The 10,241-nt window shown below is 30.8% G+C and carries 13 protein-coding genes; 11 read left to right on the top strand and 2 right to left on the bottom strand.

Going from position 1 to position 10,241, the window contains the following annotated elements; genetic code table 11:
* The 3 genes from C4S35_RS13745 to C4S35_RS13735 all read left to right on the top strand — a co-directional run.
* On the top strand, positions 1–200 hold a 200-nt coding region (locus tag C4S35_RS13745; RefSeq protein ID WP_146059556.1), incomplete at its 5' end, for an integrase core domain-containing protein.
* Positions 201–439: 239 nt separating this feature from the next.
* Positions 440–913, top strand: coding sequence for a 23S rRNA (pseudouridine(1915)-N(3))-methyltransferase RlmH (rlmH, locus tag C4S35_RS13740; RefSeq protein WP_104000722.1), 474 nt, complete (start codon positions 440–442; stop codon positions 911–913).
* Between the two features lie 402 nt (positions 914–1,315).
* On the top strand, positions 1,316–1,792 hold the full coding sequence (locus tag C4S35_RS13735) for a CHRD domain-containing protein (RefSeq protein WP_104000721.1): 477 nt from the start codon (positions 1,316–1,318) through the stop codon (positions 1,790–1,792).
* A gap of 113 nt (positions 1,793–1,905) precedes the next feature.
* Here C4S35_RS13735 and C4S35_RS13730 read toward each other — a convergent pair whose 3' ends face one another.
* The gene (locus C4S35_RS13730; protein WP_104000720.1) at positions 1,906–2,532 is read right to left on the bottom strand and encodes a hypothetical protein; all 627 of its coding nucleotides are present in this window, start codon (positions 2,530–2,532) and stop codon (positions 1,906–1,908) included.
* Between the two features lie 2 nt (positions 2,533–2,534).
* Entirely contained in the window at positions 2,535–3,359 is an 825-nt protein-coding gene (folP, locus tag C4S35_RS13725) for a dihydropteroate synthase (RefSeq protein WP_104000728.1), read from the bottom strand.
* Between the two features lie 128 nt (positions 3,360–3,487).
* Here folP and C4S35_RS13720 point away from each other — a divergent pair, with 128 nt between their 5' ends.
* The 8 genes from C4S35_RS13720 (at position 3,488) to C4S35_RS13685 (ending at position 10,232) form a co-directional block, all read left to right on the top strand.
* A complete protein-coding gene (locus C4S35_RS13720; RefSeq protein WP_104000719.1) occupies positions 3,488–4,036 on the top strand; it encodes a DUF1599 domain-containing protein in 549 nt (182 codons plus the stop codon).
* Between the two features lie 9 nt (positions 4,037–4,045).
* Positions 4,046–5,146: a BT_3928 family protein gene (locus C4S35_RS13715; protein ID WP_104000718.1), complete on the top strand. Its 1,101-nt coding sequence runs from the start codon at positions 4,046–4,048 to the stop codon at positions 5,144–5,146.
* Between the two features lie 267 nt (positions 5,147–5,413).
* Positions 5,414–5,911, top strand: coding sequence for a TlpA family protein disulfide reductase (locus tag C4S35_RS13710; protein ID WP_104000717.1), 498 nt, complete (start codon positions 5,414–5,416; stop codon positions 5,909–5,911).
* A gap of 83 nt (positions 5,912–5,994) precedes the next feature.
* Positions 5,995–6,747 (top strand): triose-phosphate isomerase, encoded by a 753-nt coding sequence (gene tpiA / locus C4S35_RS13705; RefSeq protein WP_104000716.1) that lies wholly within the window; start codon positions 5,995–5,997, stop codon positions 6,745–6,747.
* Between the two features lie 111 nt (positions 6,748–6,858).
* Entirely contained in the window at positions 6,859–7,719 is an 861-nt protein-coding gene (gene prmA / locus C4S35_RS13700; RefSeq protein WP_104000727.1) for a 50S ribosomal protein L11 methyltransferase, read from the top strand.
* Between the two features lie 11 nt (positions 7,720–7,730).
* Entirely contained in the window at positions 7,731–8,342 is a 612-nt protein-coding gene (locus C4S35_RS13695) for a class I SAM-dependent methyltransferase (RefSeq protein WP_104000715.1), read from the top strand.
* Positions 8,343–8,380: 38 nt separating this feature from the next.
* Positions 8,381–8,656 (top strand): ATP-dependent Clp protease adaptor ClpS, encoded by a 276-nt coding sequence (locus tag C4S35_RS13690; RefSeq protein ID WP_104000714.1) that lies wholly within the window; start codon positions 8,381–8,383, stop codon positions 8,654–8,656.
* Positions 8,657–8,966: 310 nt separating this feature from the next.
* A complete protein-coding gene (locus C4S35_RS13685; protein WP_104000713.1) occupies positions 8,967–10,232 on the top strand; it encodes a sterol desaturase family protein in 1,266 nt (421 codons plus the stop codon).
* Positions 10,233–10,241 lie beyond the last annotated feature (9 nt).

Below are 10,241 nucleotides of genomic sequence, written 5' to 3'. Positions count from 1 at the left end.
GAGCTATTGACAACATTTTTATAGAAAGATTATGGAGGACAGTCAAATACGAGAATGTATATTTACAAGCATATACTGACGGAATCAGCCTTTATAGAGGACTCAAAGATTATTTTGAATTTTATAATACACGGCGAATTCATCAGTCACTAGATTATGGAACGCCTTATAATAATTATTACAAAAAAGAAGTGGCATAAAATCAGAATAACTTTTTTTGGCTTTGTAAAATAGCCAAAAGTTATCTCCGATTTTAACCAAGATAATAGAATATCAAACTAAAAACCTATCTTAAATCGTTGAGATTTCTGTCTGAAAAATGGGTACAGCATATTACAACCATTTCAAAAAATTAAGGAAACATTTTTTTATGTTCTTTCTTTAGATAATATTGATACAATATCAATTTTCTATCTTTGCAACTCTGAATTTCTACAAAATGAACATTAAACTAATTGCTATTGGTAAAACCGATAACAAAGCCTTACAATCCCTAATAGAAGATTATACGAAGCGCTTGTCTTTTTACATCAAGTTTGATCTCGATATTATTCCTGATATTAAAAATGTAAAAAACTTATCTGAAAGTCAGCAGAAAGAGAAAGAAGGCGAATTGATTTTGGCAAAAATAACGCCAACAGATCAACTTATTTTATTGGACGAAAACGGAAAAAACTTCTCCAGCATTGGCTTTTCAGAAGAATTACAAAAAAAAATGAACTCCAGCGTTAAGACTTTAGTTTTTGTAATTGGCGGTCCTTATGGATTTTCGGAAACTGTTTATGCTAAAGCACAAGGGAAAATTTCTCTTTCCTTAATGACATTCTCCCATCAAATGGTGCGGTTGTTTTTTATTGAACAGTTGTATCGCGGATTTACAATTTTAAGAAACGAGCCCTATCATCATCAATAAGAAGTTTGAACTGCAATTCTGCACTATTAGCTAAAAACACTTTTCTTTAGGCCTTTTCTATTTGGATTAAATTTAGCATGAATGACAATTCATTCCAAAAAATCAATTATTGCGCTTTGATTCTTTTGAAAATGCATTCCATTACAACTATAATCCTTTCTTTTTCTAATCATTTTTGACGATTCAAAAAAACTATAAATAAGAGCAAAAAAAATCATGTAATTTTTATAAAAACGTTTTACCTGTCTAAAAAAAATATTTACTTGAAAAACTCATTGACTTTTAAAAGAAAATTCCTAAATTTACTTAAATGTTTTTTTATTCAAATGAATGAATAACAAACAGTTATGACCCACAAAACAATATGTTATTTTTATTTTTTAATCTTAAATTTTATATCGTATGAAAACCTTAATTAGATTATTTGTTATTTTAATTTTTGTATCAGTTATAGCTTCATGCAGTAACAACGATTCAAGTCCAAGTCCAGGTCCAAGCATTACAACATTTAATGCAACATTAGATGGAGCTAGCGAAGTTCCTGGTAATAATTCAACAGCAACTGGAACCGCTCTGCTTTCGTTCAACAATACTACCAAAACATTCTCAATTACTGTAACACACACTATTGCTTCTCCTACTGGCGGACATATACACATGGGTGCAGTAGGAGTAAATGGCAACGTTGTTTTCCCATTTACAAATTTAGTTTCTCCAATTAGCTTCACAAGCCCCGCTTTAACTGCCGCACAAGAGGCGGATCTAAAAGCAAATCTTTACTACGTTAACATTCATACTGCAGCATTCCAAACTGGTGAAATTCGAGGCCAACTAATAAAAGGAACTACTTCTGGCAGTGGCGGAGGAGGAGGATATTAACGAATATTTTTTGATTAATAAAGTCTTTCTGTTTTCAAAACAAGTGAGACTTTATTTTTTTACATTTAAAAAAGTACAATTCAAATTGATCATTACTGTTAATTCGAGGATCTTTAATACATGAATTCCTGCTTAGTAATTTTTGATTTTGATACTTTAAAATCCCACATTAAAATTTCATACTGTAAATAGCTGCCGTAACTCAAATCTTTAGCAAAACAAAAAACATAATGATTTATTACACTAATTGGTAATGCAGCTAAATAATTTCTTATATTTTCTTTTTTAACAATTATACCGTTGACTTCTATCTCATTATTTTTTTTGAAAAATATAATTATACCGGATTTAGGTTTTTCCAGTTTATAAAATACATTTGTAAAGGGTATAAAAGCTAAATTTTTACCAATAGTATCTGCATAGGAATAATAATTTTGAGCTTTTTCGTTCTTATGAGCTTTTTCTTCTCGTTTTTTATTTTGCAATTTCATGACTTCAGGAATGACTAATCGCAAAGGCAAACGTTTATCTACGTTGAAAATCCAATTGGTTGAAATAATTTCATTTTTCCTGTTTACTTCCGCCAAAGTATCTTTATATTTTGTTCTAAAAAAAATGTAGATTGGTGAATGATCTTCTATATTTTTAATGATAGTATTATTCGATTTAGGTAGTAATATATTTTCTTTGTTTCCACAAGAAACAAGAATAAAAAGTACGATAATAGTGAAGTATTTCATAATTATGAATTGATTTTATTAAATAAAGTAACGCATTCCATTGCTTCTTTTACATCATGAACACGAAGGATTTTTGCTCCTTTATTTAATGCTAGGGTATTTAATATTGTTGTTCCGTTTAATGCTTCTTCAATACTGATATTTAAAGTTTTATAAATCATTGATTTTCTGGAAATCCCAATAAGTAATGGTAAATTAAGCATGTTAAACAATTCCATTTTTTGAAATACTTCATAATTTTGGTCTAGCTTTTTGGCAAAACCAAAACCGGGATCAATAATTAAATCATTGATTCCAAAACTTCTGGCTTTTGCAATTCGTTCCGAAAAATAGAACAACATTTCTTTTACAATATCATCATAAACCGTGAACGTTTGCATCGTTTGAGGCGTTCCTCTCATGTGCATCATAATGTAAGGAACATTATATTTTCCAATTACTTCCAACATTTTATCATCTAAATGTCCTGCCGAAATATCATTGATGATAGCGGCACCACTTTCTATACTCACTTTTGCTACTTCGCCCCTAAAAGTATCTATTGATAGAATCGTTTCGGGAAAATGTTTTAGAATCAAATCAATAGCGGAAACAATTCTTGAAATTTCTTCCTCTTCTGATACAAACTCGGCATTGGGTTTACTGGAATAGGCGCCAATATCAATAAAGGTAGCACCTTCGATTACCATTTTTTCAACTTGAGATAGTATTTCGGTTTCATTTTTATACTTTCCGCCATCGAAAAAAGAGTTGGGTGTAACATTCAAAATACCCATTACTTTGGGAGTCGATAGATCGATTAGTTGTCCTTTGCAATTAATAGTCATTGTTTTTAGGTTTTCAGTGGCAGTTTTCGGTTTAAAACCTTTTACATTAAACATTATTTATCCAACATTCTTCATTCAAAAAAAATATGCTATTTTTGAGGAAATATTTAGACAAATATACATCAATAATGAAGAATACTTCAAAAGAATACGATACCGTAATTGCGATTTGTCGCTCACTGTTTATCAATAAAATGAAAGATTACGGATGTGCTTGGCGTATTTTGAGATTGCCTTCATTGACCGATCAAATTTACATAAAAGCGCAAAGAATAAGAAGTTTACAAGAAAACGAGGTTCGTAAAATTGACGAAGATGAGACAGGAGAATTTATCGGAATTATCAATTATTCCATTATGGCTTTAATCCAACTGGAATTAGGCGTTGTTGATCAACCTGATTTAGATGTTGAAAAAGCAACTGAATTGTATGATGCCAAACTAAAATCAACCAAAAATTTGATGGAAGATAAAAATCATGATTATGGAGAAGCATGGCGCGATATGCGTGTCAGTTCACTCACTGATTTGATTTTGCAAAAACTACTTCGTGTCAAACAAATTGAAGATAATAAGGGCAAAACATTGGTATCAGAAGGTATTGATGCTAATTATCAAGATATGATCAATTATGCTGTTTTTGCATTAATTTTAATGGATTCTGGAAATAAAAATTAAGATAAAATTATGAAAAATATAATTACACAATTCTCCCGTATTTTTGTTGGGATTTTATTTATTATTTCGGGATTAATTAAACTGAACGACCCAATTGGTTTTTCTTATAAACTGGCGGAGTATTTTGGCGAACCGGTTTTCAACATGCCATTCTTAGTTCCATTTGCAGTAGCATTAGCATTGTTTTTAGTTATTCTTGAAGTCGTTTTGGGGGTCATGCTGCTCATTGGTTACAAATCAAAATTCACTATTAACAGTTTGTTGCTTTTGATTGTATTTTTCACATTCTTAACTTTTTATTCAGCTTATTTTGATGTAGTAAAAGATTGTGGTTGTTTTGGTGATGCTTTGCATTTGACGCCTTGGCAATCCTTTACTAAAGATGTGGTTTTATTGTTTTTTATACTGATTCTATTTTTCAATAAAAAATTGATTAAACCGTTATTTGGAAATATCATTCAAAGTATTTTAGTCTTTGCAAGTATTGTTTTGTGCGCATTTATGGGATATTGGGTTATAAACCATTTGCCTTTAAAAGATTTCCGTCCATACAAAGTAGGAACCAATATCCAAAAAGGAATGAGAATTCCAGATGGCGCTCCAAAAAGTGTAGTCGAAATGGTTTTTATCTATAAAGTAAATGGTGTTGACAAGGAATTTACCGAAAAGGATTTGATGAAAATCCCAGTTGGAGCAACATTCGTAGATAGAAAAGACAAAGTAATTACAGAAGGTTACGTCCCTCCCATTCATGATTTTGTTATGGAAAAAGACGGATCTGACTACAAAGATGAATTTTTGCAAGAACCAAAATTGCTTATGATTGTATCTTATGACTTAATTCATGCTGACAAAAACGGATTATTGAAACTCGAAAAATTGAACTTGGAAGCGAAAGCAAACGGTTACAAAGTAATAGGGATGACGGCTTCAATTCCAGAGGATATTGAAAAAACGAAAAAACAATTCGGATTCACTTTTGATTTTTATTTCTGTGATGCAATCTCTTTGAAAACTATCGAAAGAGCGAATCCAAGTATTGTGGTTCTGAATCATGGAACTATTTTACAAAAAGTCCATCATAATGACATTTCAAATTTGAAGTTATAATAATTTTTACCGTTTAAGGTTTAGAATTTTAAATACTTTAAACCTTAAACTATTTCTTGCCTAAACTCAAAAGTAGATTTAATAAGCGAGTGGTTTTTAAATTTTCAATAAAAAAACGTTGACTAATTGTATTTTTAATTTATTAGAGTCAAATTTTTATTAACTACAACGATATTATATTTAGATTTTTGAATTCTGCATTTAAAAATTATAATTCTATATATCTCTTTCCATTTCTTTGTTTAACTTTACTAAAATTATAAAAAAATGAAAAAAATATTCGCTTTATTCATAGCTTTCGTTGCCATTTCATGCACAAATGCACAACAAAAAACAGCATTTTCAAAAGAGGCTTTATCAGAAACATTATTATCAACTGACGGAAACCAAGTTGCTTTTAAAGATATCTTAAAAAAATACAAAGGCAAAACTGTAGTAGTAGAGGTCTGGGCTTCTTGGTGTGGTGACTGTGTGAAAGTAATGCCAAAAATCAAAGAATTACAGGCAAATAATCCAAACGTAGCTTATGTGTTTATTTCTATGGACAAGGCTGCAGATAAATGGAAAACAGGTATTGAAAAACACGAATTAAAAGGACAACACTTCATGGCGAATGATCAAATGAAAGGAGTTTTTGGCAAAGCCATTGATTTAGATTGGATTCCGAGATATATAATAATAGATAAAAAAGGGAAAATTGTTTTATATCGTGCAATAGAAACTGATTTTGACAAAATAAATGAAACCTTAAAAAAATTGAAATAATAGTTAACTACGATTGGGAAAGATGATTATTTTAATGGTAAAAAACAGCTAAAAACTAAAACTAAATAAAAACAAGAACTAAAATGAGAAAGAAGATTGTAGCAGGAAACTGGAAAATGCATAAAAATGCAGAACAAACTGAAGATCTATTAAATGAGCTAATCGCTAAAATACCAACAGAAACAAAAGCGCAAGTAATTGTAGCTCCAACTTTTATTAATTTAGCTTCTGCTGTTGATCATTTAGAATTTACCAATATTGATGTAGCTGCCCAAAATATGCATCAAGCAGAAAGTGGTGCTTTTACCGGTGAAATTTCAGCCGACATGTTACAGAATATAGGCGTTAACACCGTGATTATTGGACATTCAGAACGTAGAGCTATTTTTAATGAAACTGATGCTTTGATTGCTAGCAAAGTAAATACAGCTTTAGAACATGATATGACCGTTATTTTTTGTTTCGGCGAAGAATTGAAAGACCGTCAATCTAAAAATCATTTTAATATTGTTGAAAATCAATTAAAAGATGGTTTATTTAGTATTGAAGCTTCAGATTGGGGAAATATAGTTTTGGCATATGAACCAGTTTGGGCAATAGGCACAGGTGAAACGGCTTCTCCGGAACAAGCACAAGAAATGCACGAATTCATCAGAGAGACAGTGCGTAAAGCTTTTGGAAGCGATATTGCCGAAGACGTATCAATCCTTTACGGAGGAAGTGTAAAACCTGAAAATGCAAAAGAAATTTTCTCAAAACCAGATGTTGACGGAGGTCTTATCGGTGGCGCTGCCCTTCAAGCAGACGATTTCGTTGCTATAGTAAATGCACTATAAAATTAATCAATACAGTTAAAAAAAGAGGTTTGAAATCATTCAAATCTCTTTTTTTTTGCTTTTCATTATTCAATGGAAATAGATAATACTACCTTTGCAAAAAAAACTAACATGTCAAACATATATATCGGATATCATTTTACCATAGAACCAAAAGGCTCGAGCGCTATTGATCAGGAAAAGCAATTAGGTTCGGAAATATTAATTGCAGAACTGGGAGAAAAAGCATTCGAAAGTTTTACAGAAACCGAAACTGGAATATCTGCTTTTGTTCAAAAGGATTTATGGGATGAAAATATTCTTGACAATATCTATATTTTAAAATCCGAGGAATTTAAAATCGAATATACTTTTGAAGAAATCCAGCAAGTAAATTGGAATGAGGAATGGGAAAAGAATTTTGAAGCTATAGATGTGGAAGGAAACTGTCATATTCGTGCCCCTTTTCATCCAAAAACGGATGCCGAATTTGATATTGTAATTGAACCAAAAATGAGTTTTGGAACCGGTCATCACGAGACCACTCATATGATGGTTCAACATTTATTAGAAATAGATGTTACGGGGATGAAAACCCTTGATATGGGTTGCGGAACAGCGATTTTGGCTATTCTTGCTGAAATGAAAGGTGCACAACCCATTGATGCCATCGATATTGACAACTGGTGTTATTTGAACTCGATAGAAAATGCCGAACGCAATAAATGCAAACATATTACAGTTTATGAAGGTGATGCATCGTTAATAACAGACAAAAAATATGATCTGATTATAGCCAATATCAATAGGAATATTTTGTTAAACGACATGCAAAGTTATGTAGATTGTTTGAATCCAAAAGGAACCTTACTTTTAAGCGGTTTTTACGTTGAAGACATTCCATTTATTGATGCTTCTTGCACAGAGAAAGGTTTAACTTATGTTAAAAAATTCGAAAGAAACAACTGGGTTTCATTAAAATACGTAATTTAGTACTAACTATTATGGAAGATAATAGAAGAAATCATTGGGATACTGTTTATGAAACAAAACAACCCAACGAAGTCAGCTGGACACAAGAAAATCCTAAGACCTCCCTTGATTTTATCCGAGAAACTAATTTGGATAAATCGGCAAAAATTATTGATATAGGAGGTGGCGACAGTAAACTCATTGATTATTTATTGGAAAAAGGTTACGAAAACTTAACTGTTTTAGACATTTCATCAAAAGCATTGGAAAGAGCAAAAATTCGTTTGGGCGATAAAGCTGACAGGGTTACCTGGATAGTTTCTGATATCACTGAATTTGTTCCAGACACCACTTATGATATTTGGCATGACCGAGCCACATTTCATTTTTTGACGACCGAAGATCAGATAAATAAATACCTTGCAATTACTCAAAAATGGATTACAGGATTTTTAATTGTAGGTACTTTTTCTGACAAAGGCCCTACAAAATGTAGCGGTCTAGAGATAAAACAATATACCGAAACAGCTCTTAAAAAACAATTTAATAAAAATTTTGAAAAGGTAAAATGTATTAATGAAGATCATAAAACGCCATTTGAAACCATACAAAACTTTATATTTTGTATGTTTAGGAAAAAATAAATCAACTGTATTTTTATTTAAACCACAATTATGTAAAAATGAGTACTAAAGAAAAAGTAAGAGAAAAAGTTAGCAAAAAAGAAGTTACATCTATTAATAACGAAATTATAGTTTACAATGATGATGTAAATACTTTTGATCACGTAATAGATACACTAATACGTGTTTGCCAACATACGGCAGAACAAGCAGAACAATGCTCTTTAATAGTGCATTATAATGGAAAATGTACCGTAAAAACTGGTCCATATGACAAACTAAAACCGCAATGTACACAATTACTCGAAGCAGGATTGAGTGCTGAAATAGTTTAATTACTGTTTTAAAACTTTAGAAAAAATTATAAATTGAAAATTCCAAGTTAGAAATTCGATATGCATCGAAAATTAAACTTGGAATTTTCTATTTTGAAATCTAATTTTGAGTAAATTTTCAGTTTGCTGAGATAAAACATTAAAAAAAAATCACTTTTTATCAAAACCAATTTATTTTTGCAGTAAAACCAATATCATTTTAGTTAAAAAAATATTGACTCAACTATCAGTAGCATATAAAAATAAATTATCTGTAATAATTTAAAAAATTTAAGGTTTTATTATATATTTGAAAAAAATATAATACTAGATGGAAGAATATGGTAAAATTTTAGTTTTTGTAATGCCAATTTTTTTAATATTAATTATAGTAGAAAAATTATACGGGCATTATAAAGGTGAAAATACGACACCAAATATGGATTCAATTTCGAGCGTAAGTTCAGGAATGGTCAATTCCGTAAAAGATTTTTTGGGTCTCAGTATTACGCTAATATCGTATGATTGGATTGCTTCAAAAATCGCGATTTTTCATTTGGATGCCACTATTATGGCTTATATCATTGGTTTTATAGCCATTGATTTTTATGGATACTGGAGCCACCGTTTATCTCATCAAATTAATTTTTTATGGAACAAGCATGCCATTCATCACAGTAGCGAAGAGTTTAATTTAGCTTGTGCTTTACGTCAGCCTGTATCGAGTTTCGTCAATTTATTTACTTTTTTATTGATTCCTGCCGCTTTTTTGGGCGTTCCCTCTAAAGTGATTGCAATTACGCTTCCTATCCATTTATTTCTTCAATTTTGGTATCACACGAAGCACATAAAAAAAATAGGTTTTCTTGAAAAAATACTTGTTTCACCTTCTCATCATCGGGTTCATCATGCTATAAATCCAGAATATATGGATAAAAACCATTCTCAGATATTTATAATTTGGGATAAGTTATTTGGAACTTTTCAAGAAGAATTAAAAACGGTTCCTCCTGTTTTTGGGATAACAAGACCTGCGAAAACCTGGAATCCAATTCGGATTAACTTTCAACATTTGTGGTTACTGCTTACGGATGCCTGGCGTGCCGAAAACTGGAAAGATAAATTTACCATTTGGTTTAAACCAACGGGCTGGCGTCCCGACAATTTTGAAGAAAAATATCCTGTGCATAAAATTACAAATGTTTATGATTTTGAAAAATATGGCACCAATCATTCCAAAAAATTAATGATTTGGTCAATTACACAAGCCATAATCACTTTATTATTTATCACCTATCTCTATAATTCTATTGCTATAATTGGTTTGCCAAATGTATTTGTATATGGTGCTTTCATTTTTGTTACCGTTTACAGTTATACAGAATTGATGGATACCCGAAAGATTTCAATATTTTGGGAGAGCGTCCGATTTGTTTTTGGGATTGGCATTATTTTATTTTTTGGTGATTGGTTTGGGATGAGTCAACTATTCCCTTACGCAAATTATATCATTACTGGATATCTTACGTTATCCTTAATAGTCTCCCTCTACTTTGTAAGTGTAAATTTCGAAAAAGAAAAAGTAGTTGTAGCATAATCTTAAAAA

Origin of the sequence: Flavobacterium urumqiense, assembly GCF_900108015.1 — a bacterium.
Lineage (GTDB): Bacteria > Bacteroidota > Bacteroidia > Flavobacteriales > Flavobacteriaceae > Flavobacterium > Flavobacterium urumqiense.
This window is presented reverse-complemented; position numbering and strand designations above follow the sequence as displayed.

Excerpts from the sequence above, each read along its gene's own strand:
- rlmH (WP_104000722.1), top strand. The coding sequence starts at position 440 with ATGAACATTAAACTAATTGCTATTGGTAAAACCGATAACAAAGCCTTA.
- C4S35_RS13735 (WP_104000721.1), top strand. The coding sequence starts at position 1,316 with ATGAAAACCTTAATTAGATTATTTGTTATTTTAATTTTTGTATCAGTT.
- C4S35_RS13730 (WP_104000720.1), bottom strand. The coding sequence starts at position 2,532 with ATGAAATACTTCACTATTATCGTACTTTTTATTCTTGTTTCTTGTGGA.
- folP (WP_104000728.1), bottom strand. The coding sequence starts at position 3,359 with ATGACTATTAATTGCAAAGGACAACTAATCGATCTATCGACTCCCAAA.
- C4S35_RS13720 (WP_104000719.1), top strand. The coding sequence starts at position 3,488 with ATGAAGAATACTTCAAAAGAATACGATACCGTAATTGCGATTTGTCGC.
- C4S35_RS13715 (WP_104000718.1), top strand. The coding sequence starts at position 4,046 with ATGAAAAATATAATTACACAATTCTCCCGTATTTTTGTTGGGATTTTA.
- C4S35_RS13710 (WP_104000717.1), top strand. The coding sequence starts at position 5,414 with ATGAAAAAAATATTCGCTTTATTCATAGCTTTCGTTGCCATTTCATGC.
- tpiA (WP_104000716.1), top strand. The coding sequence starts at position 5,995 with ATGAGAAAGAAGATTGTAGCAGGAAACTGGAAAATGCATAAAAATGCA.
- prmA (WP_104000727.1), top strand. The coding sequence starts at position 6,859 with ATGTCAAACATATATATCGGATATCATTTTACCATAGAACCAAAAGGC.
- C4S35_RS13695 (WP_104000715.1), top strand. The coding sequence starts at position 7,731 with ATGGAAGATAATAGAAGAAATCATTGGGATACTGTTTATGAAACAAAA.
- C4S35_RS13690 (WP_104000714.1), top strand. The coding sequence starts at position 8,381 with ATGAGTACTAAAGAAAAAGTAAGAGAAAAAGTTAGCAAAAAAGAAGTT.
- C4S35_RS13685 (WP_104000713.1), top strand. The coding sequence starts at position 8,967 with ATGGAAGAATATGGTAAAATTTTAGTTTTTGTAATGCCAATTTTTTTA.